At 66.5% G+C, this 16341-nt stretch carries 15 protein-coding genes; 7 read left to right on the top strand and 8 right to left on the bottom strand.

Features of this window, described 5'->3' with window-relative positions; all coding sequences use genetic code 11:
- Positions 1-34 precede the first annotated feature (34 nt).
- Together secG and tpiA are read right to left on the bottom strand one after the other, a co-directional pair.
- The gene (gene secG / locus EGM87_RS02415) at positions 35-415 is read right to left on the bottom strand and encodes a preprotein translocase subunit SecG (RefSeq protein WP_061936325.1); all 381 of its coding nucleotides are present in this window, start codon (positions 413-415) and stop codon (positions 35-37) included.
- A 122-nt stretch (positions 416-537) separates the two neighbouring features.
- A complete protein-coding gene (tpiA, locus tag EGM87_RS02410; protein WP_137709166.1) occupies positions 538-1278 on the bottom strand; it encodes a triose-phosphate isomerase in 741 nt (246 codons plus the stop codon).
- Between the two features lie 194 nt (positions 1279-1472).
- Between tpiA and EGM87_RS02405 the strand changes: the two genes are divergently transcribed.
- A complete protein-coding gene (locus EGM87_RS02405) occupies positions 1473-3422 on the top strand; it encodes a peptidylprolyl isomerase (RefSeq protein WP_137709167.1) in 1950 nt (649 codons plus the stop codon).
- A gap of 25 nt (positions 3423-3447) precedes the next feature.
- On the top strand, positions 3448-4950 hold the full coding sequence (gene trpE / locus EGM87_RS02400) for an anthranilate synthase component I (RefSeq protein ID WP_025550383.1): 1503 nt from the start codon (positions 3448-3450) through the stop codon (positions 4948-4950).
- Between the two features lie 215 nt (positions 4951-5165).
- Here trpE and mltG read toward each other — a convergent pair whose 3' ends face one another.
- The 6 genes from mltG to fabD all read right to left on the bottom strand — a co-directional run bounded on the left by mltG (position 5166) and on the right by fabD (position 10549).
- Positions 5166-6137 (bottom strand): endolytic transglycosylase MltG, encoded by a 972-nt coding sequence (mltG, locus tag EGM87_RS02395; RefSeq protein ID WP_025549368.1) that lies wholly within the window; start codon positions 6135-6137, stop codon positions 5166-5168.
- A gap of 10 nt (positions 6138-6147) precedes the next feature.
- The gene (fabF, locus tag EGM87_RS02390; RefSeq protein WP_099185884.1) at positions 6148-7407 is read right to left on the bottom strand and encodes a beta-ketoacyl-ACP synthase II; all 1260 of its coding nucleotides are present in this window, start codon (positions 7405-7407) and stop codon (positions 6148-6150) included.
- 179 nt (positions 7408-7586) lie between these two features.
- Complete coding sequence (locus tag EGM87_RS02385; protein ID WP_007689016.1) at positions 7587-7820, bottom strand: acyl carrier protein; 234 nt, start codon at positions 7818-7820, stop codon at positions 7587-7589.
- A gap of 236 nt (positions 7821-8056) precedes the next feature.
- Complete coding sequence (gene fabG, locus EGM87_RS02380) at positions 8057-8797, bottom strand: 3-oxoacyl-[acyl-carrier-protein] reductase (RefSeq protein WP_025549370.1); 741 nt, start codon at positions 8795-8797, stop codon at positions 8057-8059.
- 1 nt (position 8798) lies between these two features.
- Entirely contained in the window at positions 8799-9605 is an 807-nt protein-coding gene (locus EGM87_RS02375) for a crotonase/enoyl-CoA hydratase family protein (RefSeq protein ID WP_137709168.1), read from the bottom strand.
- A gap of 8 nt (positions 9606-9613) precedes the next feature.
- Complete coding sequence (fabD, locus tag EGM87_RS02370) at positions 9614-10549, bottom strand: ACP S-malonyltransferase (RefSeq protein ID WP_025549372.1); 936 nt, start codon at positions 10547-10549, stop codon at positions 9614-9616.
- Between the two features lie 128 nt (positions 10550-10677).
- On the opposite strand from fabD, the gene EGM87_RS02365 reads away from it, so the two are divergent.
- The 5 genes from EGM87_RS02365 to EGM87_RS02345 all read left to right on the top strand — a co-directional run bounded on the left by EGM87_RS02365 (position 10678) and on the right by EGM87_RS02345 (position 16060).
- Complete coding sequence (locus EGM87_RS02365) at positions 10678-12147, top strand: efflux transporter outer membrane subunit (protein WP_137709169.1); 1470 nt, start codon at positions 10678-10680, stop codon at positions 12145-12147.
- Positions 12144-13712, top strand: a complete 1569-nt coding sequence (locus tag EGM87_RS02360) for an efflux RND transporter periplasmic adaptor subunit (RefSeq protein WP_137709170.1) — start codon at positions 12144-12146, stop codon at positions 13710-13712. Before EGM87_RS02365 ends, EGM87_RS02360 begins: the two co-directional genes overlap by 4 nt.
- A gap of 5 nt (positions 13713-13717) precedes the next feature.
- On the top strand, positions 13718-14419 hold the full coding sequence (locus tag EGM87_RS02355; RefSeq protein WP_137709171.1) for an ABC transporter ATP-binding protein: 702 nt from the start codon (positions 13718-13720) through the stop codon (positions 14417-14419).
- Positions 14420-14489: 70 nt separating this feature from the next.
- Complete coding sequence (locus tag EGM87_RS02350) at positions 14490-15695, top strand: ABC transporter permease (protein WP_025549376.1); 1206 nt, start codon at positions 14490-14492, stop codon at positions 15693-15695.
- Between the two features lie 194 nt (positions 15696-15889).
- Positions 15890-16060 carry a hypothetical protein gene (locus EGM87_RS02345; RefSeq protein ID WP_171009972.1) on the top strand — a complete coding sequence of 57 codons (171 nt, stop codon included), beginning with the start codon at positions 15890-15892 and terminating at the stop codon, positions 16058-16060.
- Positions 16061-16341 lie beyond the last annotated feature (281 nt).

Below are 16341 nucleotides of genomic sequence, written 5' to 3'. Positions count from 1 at the left end.
GTGCGAAAAAAGCGAAATGGGGAGGTCAGGCCGCCTAGTTGGCGAGCGGGACCGCGCCGTTGGCGGCGTTGCCGCCCGCCGCGCCCGCAGCGCCGGCCAGCGGATCGTTGCCGGTCGCCGGGGCCGGAGCGGATGCGGGAGCCTGGGGGGGCGCCTGCTTCACCAGCGAGGTGTCGATGTCGCTCGGCCGGTGCTGGACCGAGGCGATCACCGCAAGCACGACCGACAGCGTCACGAAGATGCCGGCGAGGACCGTGGTCGACCGGGTCAGGAAATCCGCCGCGCCGCGCGCCGACATGAACCCCGCCGGGCTGCCGCCGACGCCCAGGCCGCCGCCTTCCGACTTCTGCATCAGGATGACGGTGACCAGCAGGGCAGCGACGATGGCCTGCACGACGAGGATGAAGGTGAACATGAGACGAATATCTGTCCGGTAAAGGGTGGGTTGCCGCGCACATAGCGATGATGGGGCGCGGGGGCAACCGCCCCTGTCCTCTCTCCCCCTCCCGCAAGCGGGAGGGGCTTGTTTATTGGCGATCAGGCCGCTGCCGCGATCACCGGGCCGAATTTCGCCGCCGTGAGGCTCGCGCCGCCGATCAGGCCGCCGTCGACATCGGCCAGTGCCAGAAGCTCCGCCGCATTGTCGCCGTTCATCGATCCGCCGTAGAGTATTCGCATCCCCTCCGCCTCGACCCCGATCCGGCTCGCCAGCGCGGCGCGCAGGGCGGCGTGCATCGCGGCGACCGCTTCCATGGTGGGGATCCGGCCCGTGCCGATGGCCCAGATCGGTTCATAGGCGATGGCCAGCCAGTCCGCCGCCGCCCCGTCCGGCAGGGACGCCAGCAACTGGGCCGCGACCACCGCTTCCGCATTGCCGGCATCGCGCACGTCGAGGCTTTCGCCCACGCAGAGGATGACCTTCAGCCCCGCCGCCCGCGCCGCCAGCGCCTTCGCCGCGACGTCCGCGTCGGTTTCGCCCTGGTCCTGCCGCCGCTCGCTATGGCCGACGATGGTCCAGCTCGCCCCGGCTTCCGCCAGCATGGCCGCGGACAGACAGCCGGTATGCGCGCCGCTTTCCTTCATATGGCAGTCCTGCGCGCCGATGAAGATCGCGCCCTTCACGCCGTCCGCCGGCGAAATCAGCGTCGCGGGCAGGCACAGCCCGACTTCCACCGCCGGATAGTCGCGGGCCAGGCCGCCGATCGCCTCCACCTCGCCCAGCTGGGCGCGCAGGCCGTTCATCTTCCAGTTGCCGACAACCAGCTTTCGCCTGCTCATCGATCTTTCCCCTTATGGTTATTGCTGCACGGTCCCCTGCGGCACGGCTCTCCAATCCGCGCCGCCGGGTTGGCCGAGCCGATGAACGGCGTGCGGCCATTTGTCCAGCCTTGGCACCCCAGCGCCCCTTGCCCGCGCGACGATCCGCCCTTAAAGCGGGCCGCCATCAAAGCCGCTTTTACGGACTTTCCTCCATGCTTTCAGTCTTTCGCCGTTTCATCCGCTCCAAATTCGGCGCCTTTGCGGCCCTGATCTTCCTGGGGATCATCGCGGCCGCCTTCATCATGGGGGACATTACGAGCGGCAAGTTCGGATCGTCCCTTGGCGGCGGCGAGACCGCCGCCAAGGCGGGCGGATCGCGCCTCACCATGACCGAATTGCAGGACCGGGTGCAGCGCGTGTTCGAAAATGCGCGCAGGTCCAATCCGGGATTGCAGATCGGCGACTTCCTGGCGCAGGGCGGCGCGGCGCAGGTCTATGACCAGCTTGTCGCGTCGATGACGCTGAAGGAATATGCGAGCGACCAGAAGGTCCACATCTCCAAGCGGCTGGTCGATGCCCAGATCGCGCAGATCCCCGCCTTCCAGGATGCGGCCGGCAATTTCAGCCAGGAGAATTTCCGGCAGTTGCTGCTGCGCGAGCGGATCACCGAACAGGCGCTGCGCGACGACATCAGCCGTGAGATACTGGAGCGGCAGATGCTGGCCCCGCTGGGGCTGGGCGTGAAGCTGACCGACTCCATGGTGCTGCCCTATGCCTCGCTGCTGCTGGAGGCGCGCCAGGGCACCATCGCCCTCGTTCCCGCGACCGCGTTCAAGGACATTGCCGACCCGACCGACGCGCAACTCGGCGATTTCTACAGGAAGAATGCCGCGCGCTATACGATTCCGGAACAGCGCCGCATCCGCTATGCCGTGATCGACGCCGAACGCTTCGCCCAGGCCGCGCAGCCGACCGATGCGGAGATCGCCGGCTATTATAACCAGAACAAGGCCGCCTACGCCGCGAAGGAGAGCCGCAGCTTCGAGCAGTTGATCCTGCCGACCGAGGCGGGCGCCAAGGCGATCGCGGATCAGGTGAAGGGCGGCAAGTCGCTCGCCGGCGCAGCGCAATCGGCCGGCCTCTCCGTCTCCGAACTGAAGGACCAGAGCCGGGAGGCGCTGGCCTCCGCCGCGTCCGCCGCCGTCGCCAAGGCCGGTTTTGCCGCGAAACAGGGCGAGCTGGTGGGGCCGCTGCGTGGATCGCTGGGCTGGGTGCTGCTGCGGGTCACGGCGGTCAGCACGACCCCGGCCCGCGCGCTGGCGGCGGTGCGGGACGAGATCGTCACCACGCTGCGCGCGCAGAAGGAGAAGCGGCTGCTCAATGACTTCACCGGCAAGATCGAGGATCAGATCGCCAATGGCGGCAGCTTCGAGGAAGTGGTGAAGGACAATGGCCTGAAGCTGGAAACGACGCCGTTCCTCGTCTCCTCCGGCAAGCAGGTGGAGGATGTGGCCTATCAGGTGCCGGCGGATGTGAAGCCGCTGCTCGCCCCTGTCTTCGGCATGAGCCAGGACGACGATGCGCAACTGGTCCCGATCGTTGCCGACAAGCGCTATGCCCTGACCGCGCCCGGCGACATACAGGCCGCCGCGCCGCCGCCGCTCGCCAAGGTGAAGCCGCTGGTCGCGATGCAGTACAAGCTGGCGCAGGGCAATGAGAAGGCCAAGGCATTGGCCGAGCAGATCCGCGCCAAGGTCGCCAAGGGCATGAAGCTGGACGAGGCGGTCGCCGCCGCCGGCGTCGCCCTGCCCAAGCCGCAGGTGGTGGGCGGCCGCCGCGCCGACATCATGCGCGACGGCCAGCGTCCGCCCGCCGAGGTGGCGATGCTGTTCACCATGGCGACCAACAGCGTGAAGACGCTGCCCGCCGGGCAGGATCGCGGCTATTTCGTGGTGCAGTTGAACGGCATCAAGCGCGGCGACGCAGGCAGCGACAAGGCGCTGGTGAATCAGGTCCGCGACCAGCTGAGCGAAGTGGTCGGCCAGGAATATGGCCAGCAGTTCGAGCGGGCGGTCGAGAAGGAGCTGGGCGTCAGGCGGAACGCCAATGCGGTGGCCGGCGTGCAGCGCGCGCTCGCCAACGCCAATAGTGGCGGTCAGTAAGGTGGTTGCGGGGAGACCGGCGGGGATGGACGGCATCGAGAGCGCGCGCAAGGCATTGGCGGCGGGGCAATCCGCGCTGGTGTGGCGGCGTCAGATCGCCGACACGGACACGCCGATTTCCGCCGCGCTGAAATTGTTCGAGCCCGATCGCGGCGATTTCCTGCTGGAATCGGTCGAGGGCGGCGCGGTGCGAGGCCGCCACAGCCTGATCGGGCTCGCCCCCGACCTCGTCTTCCGGGCGCAGGGCCATGCGGCGGAGATCAACCGGCAATGGGCGACCGATCGGGAGGCCTTCGTGCCGGAAGGCGCCGACGCGCTGGACGCGTTGCGGGCGCTGGTGGCGGAATGCCGGGCTGAGCTTGATCCGGCGCTGCCCGCTGCGCTGGCCTGCCTGGTCGGCTATTTCGGTTATGAGACGGTCGGGCTGGTCGAGAAGCTGCCGCGTCCGCCCGAAAATGCGATTGCGCTGCCGGACATGCTGTTCGTGCGGCCGACGGTGATATTGGTGTTCGACCGGCTGGCCGATGCACTGTTCCTGGTCGCGCCGGTGTGGAAGGGAAGCTTTGCCGATGCCGACCGCGCCGTCGAGCAGGCGCTGGAACGGATCGACGCCGTTGCCGCCCGGCTGGCGGCTCCCCTCCCCGCGCAGGCCGCTCCCGCCGGGATTGCCGAAGTCGCCGTGACGCCGGTGCTGGAGCCGGGCCGCTATGCCGCGATGGTCGAAAAGGCGAAGGACTATATCGTTGCGGGCGACATTTTTCAGGTGGTGCTGGCGCAGCGCTTCACCAGCCCGTTCACGCTGCCGCCGATTGCGCTTTACCGGGCATTGCGGCGGATCAATCCTTCGCCCTTCCTTTATTATCTCGACCTGCCCGGCTTTGCGCTGATCGGGTCGAGTCCGGAAATCCTGGTCCGGGCGCGGGACGGCGAGGTCACGATCAGGCCCATCGCCGGCACCCGGCCCCGCGGCAGGAATGCCGTCGAGGACGCCGCCAACCGCGAAAGCCTGCTGGCCGACCCCAAGGAGCGGGCGGAGCATCTGATGCTTCTGGACCTGGGGCGCAACGATGTGGGGCGGGTCGCGGCGGCCGGCACCGTCACCGTGACGGACAGCTACAGCGTCGAATTCTACAGCCATGTGATGCATATCGTGTCGAACGTGGTGGGACGGCTGGCGCCGGACCGGGACGCGCTGGACGCCTTGTTCGCGGGCTTTCCCGCGGGGACCGTGTCGGGAGCGCCCAAGGTGCGCGCCTGCGAGATCATCGCGGAACTGGAGCCGGAAACGCGCGGGGCCTATGCCGGGGGCGTCGGCTATTTTGGGCCGGACGGCAATATGGATAGCTGCATCGTGCTGCGCACCGCCGTGCTCAAGGACGGCGTTATGCATGTGCAGGCGGGCGCGGGCATCGTCGCGGATTCGACGGCGGAATATGAGCAGCGGGAGTGCGAGGCGAAGAGCGGCGCGTTGCTCGCCGCTGCGCGGGAAGCGGTGGCGCTGGCGCGCGAGTCGGGGTTTGGGCAGTAGGGTTGTTGCGGTGAGTGGCGGCGGGCTATGGCCATCCCAAGACATTCCCCTCCCGTAAACGGAAGGGGTTAGGGGTGGGCGCGAGCGGAGCGAGCTTCTGACTTGGCCGTTGCAAAACAACGCGGATGTTGCGCCAGCCCACCCCTTAACCCCCTCCGGCTTGCGGGAGGGGGAACATCCGCTCCCCACCCAAGCGCGCCATCGGTCAGCTTACTTCAAAGCTCACCCCTGGCGCGCCGGATTTCGAACCATTTGCGCACATTGTCATTATGCTCTTGCAGCGTGTCCGCGAAGATATGGCCGCCCTTCCCGTCCGCGACGAAGTAGAGCGCCTTCGTCTCCGCCGGGTGCAGCACCGCGAGGATCGACAGGCGTCCCGGATTGGCGATCGGCCCCTTGGGCAGACCGGTCATCGCATAGGTGTTATAGTCGTTGACCGCGGCGATTTCGGACTTCCTGATCCGCCGGCCCAAGGGCTTGCCCCGGGTGATCGGATAGATGATCGTCGGATCGGCCTGGAGCATCATGCGCGCCTTCAGGCGATTGCCGTAAACCCCGGCGACGGTCGGCCGCTCGGCAGGCACGGCCGTTTCCTTTTCGACGATGCTGGCGAGGATGACGGCTTCCCCGGGCGTTTTTGCGACCGTGTTGGGCGCCCGTTCCGCCCACATCTTCGCCAGCGCCTTGCTCATCGCACCCTGCATGCGCTTCAGCACCGCCGCCCGGCTCTCGCCCTTGTCGAAGGCATAGCTGTCGGGCAGAACGCTGCCTTCCTCCGGCACCGGAATCTCGCCCGTCAGTTCCTCATTCGCCATCAGCCGTTCATGGACCAGGATAGAGGGCATGCCCTCCGGTATGGTGATCAGCCGGGTCAGCGTCCTGCCGCCCTGGAGGATGCGGAAAATATCGGAATTGCTGGCGCCCTTGGGAATCAGGAATTCGCCCGCCTTGATCGACTTGCCGCGGCCGAAGACCTTGGCCCGCGTCAGGAAGGCGTCGGCGGAGCGCACCGCCCCCTTCTGCTTCAGGAGAATGGCGGTGTCCGCGATGGTCGAGCCTTCGGGCACGACGATGGCGATGTCCTTCGTCGCCGGGCCTGCCTCGGTCCAGCCATAGACGAAGCGGAAAGCGACGAACGCCGCGACGGCCAGGCCGATCAGCACTATGCCCAAGCCAAGCCGTCGCATCGCCGATGTCTCAGACCGCCTTCATGATGAGCGAGGCGTTGGTGCCGCCGAAGCCGAACGAATTGTTCAGCACCGCGCGCACCTTGCGTTCCTTGGCAACATGCGGGACGAGGTCGACGCCCTTGCAGCTTTCGCTCGGCTCGTCGAGGTTCAGCGTCGGCGGCACGATCTGGTCGCGTAGCGCCAGGATGCAGAAGATGCTCTCCACCGCGCCCGCGCCGCCCAGCAGATGGCCGATGGCCGACTTGGTCGAGCTCATCGACATGGTGCCCAGATGTTCCCCGAACAGCCGCTTCACCGCGCCCAGTTCCAGCTCGTCGCCCAAAGGCGTCGACGTGCCGTGCGCGTTCACATAGTCGATATCGCCAAGGCCGAGGCCGGATTTCCTGAGCGCCATTTCCATGGAACGATAGGCACCATTGCCCTCCGGATGGGGGGCGGTGACGTGATAGGCGTCGCCCGACAGGCCATAGCCGACGACTTCGGCGTAGATTTTCGCGCCGCGCGCCTTGGCCCGCTCATATTCCTCCAGCACGACCACGCCCGCGCCTTCGCCCATGACGAAGCCGTCGCGGTTGACGTCATAGGGCCGCGAAGCCTTTTCCGGCGTGTCGTTGAAGGCGGTGGAAAGCGCGCGGGCCTGGGCGAAACCGGCGATGCCGATCGGGCAGATCGCGCTTTCCGCGCCGCCCGCCAGCATCACGTCGGCATCGTCCAGCGCGATCATGCGGGCAGCGTCGCCGATCGAATGCGCACCGGTCGAGCAGGCCGTGACGACGGCATGATTGGGGCCCATCAGGCCATATTTGATCGACACCTGGCCCGAGATCAGGTTGATGAGGCGGCCGTGGACGAAGTGCGGGCTGACCCGGCCCGGCCCCCGGTTCGCCAGCACCAGCGATTCGCTTTCGATACCCGGCAGGCCGCCAATGCCCGAACCGATGGAACAACCGGCGCGCAGCCGCTCCTCCTCGCTCATATTGTCCAGGCCCGCGTCGCGCAGCGCCTGGCTGGCGGCGGAAATGCCGTAGACGATGAACGGGTCGACCTGCCGCTGGATCTTGTGATCCACGTCCAGCCCGGCATCATAGCCATATTCATGATCCGCCGGCTTCACTTCGCAGGCGATGCGGCACTTATATTCGCTGGCGTCGAAGCGCGTGATCGTCGCCGCGCCGGACTTCGACGCGATGATGTTCTTCCAGGTCGTTTCCACATCCCCGCCAAGCGGGCTGACCATGCCAAGGCCGGTGACGACAACACGACGCATATGCTTGCTCCGAAAAATAGTCTTTGGCTCAACGCCGCCCATCTAGCCATTGGAAAGGCGATTGTGAACGGGACCAGATACGAAAAGGCTCCCCAAGACCCGGTTTTGCCGGACAGGAGGAGCCATTCCCTTTTGTAAACGCAGCGGCCACCCGATGCCGGGCAGGCCGCCGAACGCTCTTACTGCTTGCTGTCGATATAATCGATGGCATCCTTGACGGTGGCGATCTTCTCGGCCGCATCGTCGGGGATTTCGACGCCGAATTCTTCCTCGAACGCCATCACGAGCTCAACGATGTCCAGGCTGTCAGCGCCCAGATCGTCGATGAAGCTCGCATCCTCGGTCACCTTTTCGGCTTCGACGCCCAGATGCTCGACGACGATTTTCTTTACGCGATCCGCGGTCTCACTCATGAGTGGTCCTTCTTACTGGGTATCGTTGATGGTTCTGAATATTTGTTAAGGCATGCCCTAGAGGCAAGCCCAACGAGAGGCAAGAGGCAAGAAACAATCGGATGGCATCGCCCCACCTGCATTCGACTCCTCAGCCCCGATGGCACAAGGTTGCCCTTTTGCAAATGCCCAAAATTTTCGGGCGCGATGGAATAAAGCCGCAGCGTGGGACTTTGGGACCGACCGATCCTTCCCCCTCAGATCATCGCCATGCCGCCATTGACGTGCAGCGTCTGGCCGGTGACGTAACCCGCTTCCTTGCTGGCGAGATAGACCACGGCCGCGCCGATGTCCTCCCCCGCGCCCAGATCGCCCGCCGGAATCCTGGCGAGGATCGCGCCTTTCTGCGCATCGTTCAGCGCGTCGGTCATGGCCGAACGGATGAAGCCCGGCGCGACGCAGTTCACGGTGATGCCCCGGCTCGCCAGTTCCTGTCCCAGCGACTTGGACATGCCGATGATGCCGGCCTTGGACGCGGCATAATTGGCCTGTCCCGGATTGCCGGTGACGCCCACGACCGAGGTGATGGACACGATGCGGCCGAAACGCGCCTTCATCATCGGCTTGGCGGCTGCGCGGGCCAGGCGGAAGGCGGCCTCCAGATTGACGGCGATCACGTCCGACCATTCCTCGTCCTTCATGCGCAGGATCAGGTTGTCGCGGGTGATGCCGGCATTGTTGACGAGGATGTCGAGCTTGCCGCCCAGCGCTTCCACCGCTTGGCCCACCAGCGCGTCGACCGCCGCCGGGTCGCCGAGGTTGCAGACGAGCGTCTTGTGATCACCGCCCAGTTCCGCGGCGAAGGCCTTCAGCTTCTCCTCATTGCTGCCCGAAAGGGCGAGCGTGGCGCCCTGCGCGGCGAGGGCCTTCGCAATGGCGGAGCCGATGCCCCCCGAAGCGCCCGTCACCAGCGCGGTCATGCCTGTCAGATCGAACATTCTAATCTCCCTTGAAGTTCGGCGTCCGGCGCTCGAAAAAGGCGTCGATCGCCTCGTCATGATCCCCCGTCGCATGGGCCAGCGCCTGCATCGCGCCCGCCATTTCCATGATCTGGTTCAATTCCGCCGTCTGCGCCGCGCGCAGCAGCCGCTTGGTCATCCGCGTGGCATGGGGCGGATTGGCGGCGATCCTGTCCGCCACCCTGCGCGCCGCCGCCAGCAGGTCGGCGTCCGGCACCACCTCGCTCACCAGCCCGATCCGCAGCGCCTCTTCCGCGTCGATGGTCTCACCGGTCAGCGCCAGTTCGGTCGCCTTGGAGAAGCCGACGATGCGCGGCAGCAGCCACGCGCCGCCATCGCCGGAAACGATGCCCAGCTTGACGAAGGATTCCGCGAATTTTGCGGATTGCGCCGCGATCCTGACATCGCACATCAGCGTCAGGTCGCAGCCCGCGCCGATGGCCGGGCCGTTGACCGCCGCGATCACCGGCAGTTCGAGCGCCTGGAACAGCAGCGGCAGCCGCTGGATTCCCGCCCGGTAGTTGCGCCGCGTCTGCGCCGGCAGTCCCGCGCGCAGGCCGCCCGCATCGGGGCGCATCGCATTGAGGTCGCCCCCCGATGAAAAGGCGCTGCCCGCCCCGGTCAGGATCGCCACCCGCACCGACAGGTCGCGATCCGCCTGCTCGAACACCGCGCATAGGGCGTCGACCATCGCCGGATCGGAGATCGGGTTGCGCCGGTCCGGCATGTCGAGCGTGACCGTCAGGACGGCTCCGTCACGGCTGGTCAGGACGGGAGCGCTGCTCATGCCGCCGCTCACAGCGCGCCCAGCGCGGCCTCGATATCGTCCATCGTCACGACGCTGCGCACGGTGGCGTCGGGAGCGATGCGCTTCACCATCGGACCCAGCACCTTGCCGCCCAGTTCGACGAATTCGGTGACGCCCGCATCCCACATGGCGGCGACGGATTCGCGCCAGCGCACGCGGCCCGTCACCTGCTCGACCAGCCGCAGCCTGATCTCGTCCGGATCGGCGATCGCGCTTGCCAGCACATTGGCATAGACCGGCAGCAGCGGCGTGTTGATCGCCGCCTTGCCCAGGGCATCCTCCATCGCCTCCGCCGCGGGCTGCATCAGCGGGCAGTGGAAGGGCGCGGAAACCGGCAGCAGGACGCCGCGCTTGATGCCATGGTCCTTCACCAGCGCGACGGCGCGCTCGATCGCGCCGCGATGGCCGGAAATCACCACCTGCGTCGGATCATTGTCATTGGCGACGGTGCAGACCTCACCCTCGGCAGCCGCCTCCGCCAATGCCTGCGCCTTTTCGATGTCGGCCCCGAGCAGGGCAGCCATCGCGCCCTCGCCCACCGGCACCGCCGCCTGCATCGCCTGGCCGCGCAGCTTCAGCAGCTTCGCCGTCGTGCCGATGTCGAATGCCTCCGCCGCGCACAGCGCGCTATATTCGCCCAGCGAGTGACCGGCGACATAATCGCCCTTCTCCGCCAGCGAAAAGCCGCCTTCCTTCTGCATCACGCGCAGGGTCGCCAGCGCATTGGCCATGATCGCGGGCTGGGCGTTTTCCGTCAGCGTCAGGTCGCTTTCCGGCCCCTCCACCATGATGCGGAACAAATGCTGCGACAGGGCGTCATCGACCTCCTGAAACAGCTCCCTCGCGGCCGGGCTCGCATCGGCCAGCGCCTTGCCCATGCCGACCGACTGGCTGCCCTGCCCTGGAAAAAGAAATGCCCTCATCATCCACCTTCTGACATGCGCGCCCCTGCAAAAGCGCAATTTTTCAAAGTCGTTACACTTTGAGACACAAATGCCGTTGAGGCGCCCGGCCCATTTCGGCAGTTCTCGTTGGAGGACCGCCTTTAACGATGACGGAGTATAAGGAAAAGGTGCGATATCGCTTTGGATGGATCACGGGAACCGCGCTGGTCCTGTCGGGCTGCGCAGCCGGTCCCGATTATCGCGCCCCTGCCCCCGCAGCGCTCGGCGTGCCGGCGGCCTATAGCCAGGGCGGCGGCGCTCCGCTCGACGAAGCGGAGCTTGGCACCTGGTGGACGCGGCTCGACGATCCGGCGCTGAGCGGCCTGATCGACCGGGCGATCGCCCATAATCTGGACATCGTTCAGGCGCAGGCGCGTCTGCGCCAGGCGCGGGAGTCGCTGCGGCAGGCAAGGGCCGCCTTCCTGCCGCAGGTGAACGGATCGGCCAGCGGCGGGCGCAACTACAGCAGCCGGGATGCGGGCGGCCGGCTGGACCCCAGCGGCAATCCGATCGGCGGCGGCGGCTCCAACTGGTCGAGCAGCTATTCCGTCGGCGCCAATGCAAGCTGGCAGGTCGACCTGTTCGGTGAACTGTCCCGTTCGGCGGAGGCCGCGCGGGCCGATCTTGCCGCATCCGGCTATGACCTGGCCAATGTGCGGGCGACGATCGTCTCCGAACTCGTCACCAACTATGTGCAGGCGCGTCTGGCGCAGGAGCAGTTGCGCGTCGCGCGGGAGACGCAGGCGATCCAGCAGGACAATTACAACATCGCCAACTGGCGGCTTCAGGCAGGCCTCGTCTCCTCGATCGACGCGGAGCAGGCGCGGGCGCAACTGGCGCAGACCAACGCCACCGTCCCGCAGCTTGAGGCGAGCCTTCGGGGCAGCCTCAACCGTATCGCCGTGCTGACGGGGCAGGCGCCCGGCGAAGCGACCCGGAGCCTTGAAACGCCGGCGCCGATTCCCGCCGCGCCCGCGCAGATCGCCACCGGCATTCCCGCCGACACGCTGCGCCAGCGGCCGGACGTGCGCTCGGCCGAACGGGCGCTGGCCGCCGCGACGGCGCGCATCGGCGTGGCGCAGGCGCAGCTTTATCCTTCCCTTGGCATCAGCGGCAATATCGGCACCACGTCCAACAGTTTCAAAGACCTGTTCAGCCTGGTCACCGGCGGCTTATTCGCCAATGTGGCGCAGGTCATCTTCGACGGCGGACGCCTCGCCTCGCAGGTCCGTTCGCAACGGGCGGCCACCGACGCCGCCTTCGCCGCCTACAAGCAGGCGGTGCTGTCCGCGCTGGAGGATGTGGAGAATGCCATGGCGTCGCTGTCGAGCGCCCGCGCCCGCAAGACGGAGTTCGCGACCGCCTATGAAGCGTCGAACAATGCCGCGATACTGGCGCGCAGCCAGTATCAGGCGGGCCTGATCGATTTCCAGACGCTTTCCCAGAGCGAGAATTCGCTTTTGAACGCGCGCAACAGCCTTGCCGGCGCGCAATCCGACGAGGTCCTTGGCTTGGCCCAGCTTTACAATGCGCTGGGCGGCGGCTGGCAGAATATGGAAGGCCGTCCCCCCTCATGAGCAAAAAGACGAGCAATGATGTGACCAGCGATCAGGACATCAACGACTTTCTTGGCGCGCGGCCGGAAAAACCGTGGCGCAAATGGGTGGTCCGGGGCGCGGTGGGCGTCGCCCTGCTGATCCTCATCCTGCTGCTTGCGCGCTGCTTTTCGGGCGACGACAAGCCCACTTATGCGACGCGGGAAGTGCGCAAGGGCGACCTTACCGTCTCCGTGTCCGCCACCGGCAATCTGAAGCCCATCAATCAGGTCGATGTCGGTTCCGAACAGTCGGGCAAGATCACGGCGGTCTATGTCGATGTGAACGACCGCGTGACCAGGGGGCAGAAGCTGGCCGAACTCGACACCCGGCGGCTGGTGGATACGATCAACCAGAACCGCGCGCAGCTTTCCTCCTCGCAGGCCAGCGTGGCGCAGGCGGAAGCGCAGGCGGCGCTGGCCAGGGCGACGCTCGACCGCCAGCTCAACGTGTTCAAGCTTTCCGGCGGGCGCGTTCCCGCCAGGACGGAACTGGACGCCGCCCGGGCCGACTATAGTTCCGCCCTCGCCAACCTCCGCTCCGCACAGGCGCAGGTTCGCGTTTCCCAGGCGCAGCTTTCCACGGCGCAGACCAATCTTTCCATCGCCCAGATCGTCTCGCCCGTGACCGGCGTCGTCCTGTCCCGCGACATAGAGCCGGGCCAGACCGTCGCCGCCTCGCTCAACGCGCCGGTGCTCTTCACCATTGCGGAAGACCTGACCCAGATGGAGGTCGAGGTTTCCGTCGACGAGGCGGATGTGGGACAGGTGAAGGAGGGCCAGAGCGCCAATTTCTCCGTCGACGCCTTCCCCGGCCGCACCTTTCCGGCGCGGGTGACGCGGGTCAATGTGGGCTCCAACAGCGCCAGCAGCAGCAGCTCCTCCTCCTCGTCGGGCGGCAGCGCGGCCAGCAGCACGACGGGCACCGTCGTCGCCTATACGGCGGTGCTGTCGGTGGACAACAAGGACGAGATATTGCGCCCCGGCATGACCGCGACCGCCGACATCGTGACGCAGGAACTGCATGACGTGCTGCTGGTCCCCAACAGCGCGCTTCGCTTCAAGCCCAGCGCGGGCAACCAGGGCGGCGGCATCACCAGCCAGATCGTCCCCGGCCCCCGCAGGTTCCGGCGCGGCGGCGCGAGCCGCCAGGTCAGTTTCGGCATCGGCAGCAGCCAGACCGTCTATGTCGTGGGCGAGGACGGCAATCCCAAGGCCGTGCAGGTGACCGTCGGCGCCAGCGACGGCGCGCGCACGGTCATCACGGGCGGCGACCTGAAACCGGGCATGCGCGTCATCACCGGGCAGCTTGCGGCGGGCCAGCAGGCGCCGGCGGAGGATCAGGCCGATGGCGGTTCGCAGGGCGGCGGGCCGCGCGACCGCAACCGCCGGACGGAAGGCGGCCGGTCCACCGACGGCAGCCCGGCCACTGTCGGCAAGCTCGGCAATTCGGGCGACGGGAAGGCCGAAACCGCGCCGGTCGCGCCATCGGCGCCGAAGGGCCAGGGCGGCGAGCCGCGCGGCACCGGCCGGCAGAGCGGAACCTGACGCGCATGGCCGCCGATCCGATCATCTCCCTTCGCGGCGTCACCAAGGTCTATGGCTCCGGCCCGACAGCCTTTCAGGCGCTGAAGGGCATCGACCTCGACATTGCGCAAGGCGATTTCGTGGCGGTCATGGGGCCTTCGGGCTCCGGCAAGTCGACGACGATGAACATATTGGGCTGCCTCGACGTGCCCTCCGGCGGGGAGTTCCTGTTCAAGGGCCGTCATGTCGAAACGCTCGACCGCGACCAGCGCGCCCTGCTGCGCCGCCGCTATCTGGGCTTCGTGTTCCAGGGGTTCAACCTGCTGTCCCGCACCACGGCGCTGGAGAATGTCGAACTGCCCCTGCTCTATCGCGGCGAGGACAAGAAGACCCGATATGAGGCGGGCATGGCGGCGCTCGACAAGGTGGGCCTGAAGGACTGGTGGGATCATACGCCCGCCGAACTGTCCGGCGGGCAGCAGCAGCGCGTCGCCATCGCCCGCGCCATCGTGACCCAGCCCGACGTGCTGCTGGCGGACGAGCCGACCGGCAACCTCGATTCCGAAAGATCGGTGGAGATCATGGAACTGCTGACCGACCTCAACCGCAATGGCGGCATCACCGTGCTGATGGTGACGCATGAGCCGGACATGGCGGCCTTCGCGCGGACCATCGTGCATTTCAAGGATGGGTTGGCGGAGCGGGTCGAGCAGGGAGTGACGGCGTGATGGCGATATTTTACCCCGTCATTCCCTCCTCCGCGGGGATGACGGAAATGAACGAAGGCGCGCGCTGAAGATGCTGGGCACCACCGTCATCCTCGCCTTTCGCGCGATCAACCGGCACAAGCTGCGCAGCTTCCTCACCACGCTGGGCATCATCATCGGCGTGGCGGCGGTCGTCACCATGGTCACGCTGGGCAATGGCGCGACCGCCGCCGTGCGCGAACAGATCAGCTCGCTGGGCGCCAATGTGCTGCAACTTCGTCCCGGCCAGGGGTTCGGCCGGGGCGGTGGCGGACCGCGCCCGCCCGACTTCAAGCCCGCCGACCTGACCGCCATCGAGAACCAGCTTACCGGCGTCCGCGCGGTCGCGCCGATGGTGCAGTCGAGCGGCACCGCCATCTATGAAGGCAGCAACTGGTCCACCACCGTCTATGGCACCACCGCCGCCTATTTCGAGGTGCAAAGCTGGAAGGCCGACACCGGCCGCCTTTTCATGCCGGAGGAGGAGGAAGCGGGAAAACCCGTCTGCATCATCGGCAATACGGTGCGCACCAACCTGTTCCAGAGCAATGACCCCATCGGCAAGCGCATACGCATCAAGGGCGTATCCTGCCAGGTGATCGGCGCGCTCGCGACGCGGGGCCAGGGCGGCTTCGGGGATCAGGACGATGTGGTGGTCATGCCGATCAAGTTCGTCCAGCGCCGCTTCACCGGCGACCGCGACATCAGCCAGATCATGGTCGCGGTGGACGACGCCTATGACACCAGCACGGTCCAGACCAGCCTGGAGGAGCTGATGCGCGAACGCCGCAAGGTGAAGCCGGGCGCGGAAGATAATTTCAACGTCTTCGACACCAAGCAGATCAGCGACACGCTGACCGGCACCACCACCATATTGACGCAGATCGTGGCGGCGGTGGCGGCGATTTCCCTGCTGGTAGGGGGCATCGGCATCATGAACATCATGCTGGTGTCGGTGACGGAGCGCACCCGCGAGATCGGCATCCGCCTCGCCATCGGCGCGGTCGCCCGCGAAGTGCTGATGCAGTTTCTGGTCGAAGCCATCGTGCTGTCCTGCCTGGGCGGGCTGATCGGCCTGTTCCTGGCGCTGATCGCCTCGGTCGCGATCGCTCCGCTGATGCAGGTGCCCTTCATCTTCGATGTGAAGGTGAATCTGATCGCCTTCCTCTTCTCGGCCGCGATCGGTGTCGTCTTCGGCTATTTTCCGGCCCGCCGCGCCGCCGCGCTCAACCCGATAGACGCCCTGCGCCACGAATAGGCCATGGCTTGTTCATGGCGCAGGCAGGGCGCCGGTTCCGGGTCTTGGACCGGGCTCCCGCCTTCGCGGGAAACATTCAATTCCCCCTGCCCGTTACATTTTCTCACAATTTCTCCGGCTGCCGGCACAGTCCTGCGACAAGCGCCGCCTATCGCTCCCCCATGACGCCCGCGGGGCATTGCGAAAGGGAGATCATGATCAAGACCGCCATTCTGGGCCTGTCGGCCTGCGCCCTGCTGTTCGGCCTGGGCGTCGGCCCTTGGGGCGGCGTCCCCGGTCCCCAGCCCGCACCCGTGCTGGAGGGCAAGGACCGTCCGATCCTGCTCCAGCGCATGGTCGTGACGGCAACGCCGCTTTCCGACTGACCTCATCCGCGCCTTCTATCGACTATTGTGCGCGAAAGGGGGCGCCGGCTGGCGATAAAGCAGATGTGGCGACAGAAACCTGGAGCGTGCGGCCTGCGTCCGATCCACCTGACGCAGCGCGCTCCGGAACGAAGCCCCGAAGCCTTCCATGCCATGGCTCAGGCGGAAAATGGAAATACGCCTTCTTCGAAAAGCTGAACGGACATTCATGCAAATCACTGGAAAAACAGGAATTATGAACCGATATTCAGACTAATTCCGCATCTGTTACAATTTCCGAC

Origin of the sequence: Sphingobium sp. RSMS (assembly GCF_005406185.4) — a bacterium.
GTDB classification, from domain to species: domain Bacteria; phylum Pseudomonadota; class Alphaproteobacteria; order Sphingomonadales; family Sphingomonadaceae; genus Sphingobium; species Sphingobium fuliginis.
This window is presented reverse-complemented; position numbering and strand designations above follow the sequence as displayed.

Excerpts from the sequence above, each read along its gene's own strand:
- mltG (WP_025549368.1), bottom strand. The coding sequence starts at position 6,137 with ATGCGACGGCTTGGCTTGGGCATAGTGCTGATCGGCCTGGCCGTCGCG.
- tpiA (WP_137709166.1), bottom strand. The coding sequence starts at position 1,278 with ATGAGCAGGCGAAAGCTGGTTGTCGGCAACTGGAAGATGAACGGCCTG.
- fabF (WP_099185884.1), bottom strand. The coding sequence starts at position 7,407 with ATGCGTCGTGTTGTCGTCACCGGCCTTGGCATGGTCAGCCCGCTTGGC.
- EGM87_RS02345 (WP_171009972.1), top strand. The coding sequence starts at position 15,890 with ATGATCAAGACCGCCATTCTGGGCCTGTCGGCCTGCGCCCTGCTGTTC.
- secG (WP_061936325.1), bottom strand. The coding sequence starts at position 415 with ATGTTCACCTTCATCCTCGTCGTGCAGGCCATCGTCGCTGCCCTGCTG.
- EGM87_RS02365 (WP_137709169.1), top strand. The coding sequence starts at position 10,678 with ATGACGGAGTATAAGGAAAAGGTGCGATATCGCTTTGGATGGATCACG.
- trpE (WP_025550383.1), top strand. The coding sequence starts at position 3,448 with ATGGACGGCATCGAGAGCGCGCGCAAGGCATTGGCGGCGGGGCAATCC.
- EGM87_RS02350 (WP_025549376.1), top strand. The coding sequence starts at position 14,490 with ATGCTGGGCACCACCGTCATCCTCGCCTTTCGCGCGATCAACCGGCAC.
- EGM87_RS02355 (WP_137709171.1), top strand. The coding sequence starts at position 13,718 with ATGGCCGCCGATCCGATCATCTCCCTTCGCGGCGTCACCAAGGTCTAT.
- EGM87_RS02405 (WP_137709167.1), top strand. The coding sequence starts at position 1,473 with ATGCTTTCAGTCTTTCGCCGTTTCATCCGCTCCAAATTCGGCGCCTTT.
- EGM87_RS02360 (WP_137709170.1), top strand. The coding sequence starts at position 12,144 with ATGAGCAAAAAGACGAGCAATGATGTGACCAGCGATCAGGACATCAAC.
- EGM87_RS02385 (WP_007689016.1), bottom strand. The coding sequence starts at position 7,820 with ATGAGTGAGACCGCGGATCGCGTAAAGAAAATCGTCGTCGAGCATCTG.
- fabG (WP_025549370.1), bottom strand. The coding sequence starts at position 8,797 with ATGTTCGATCTGACAGGCATGACCGCGCTGGTGACGGGCGCTTCGGGG.
- fabD (WP_025549372.1), bottom strand. The coding sequence starts at position 10,549 with ATGAGGGCATTTCTTTTTCCAGGGCAGGGCAGCCAGTCGGTCGGCATG.
- EGM87_RS02375 (WP_137709168.1), bottom strand. The coding sequence starts at position 9,605 with ATGAGCAGCGCTCCCGTCCTGACCAGCCGTGACGGAGCCGTCCTGACG.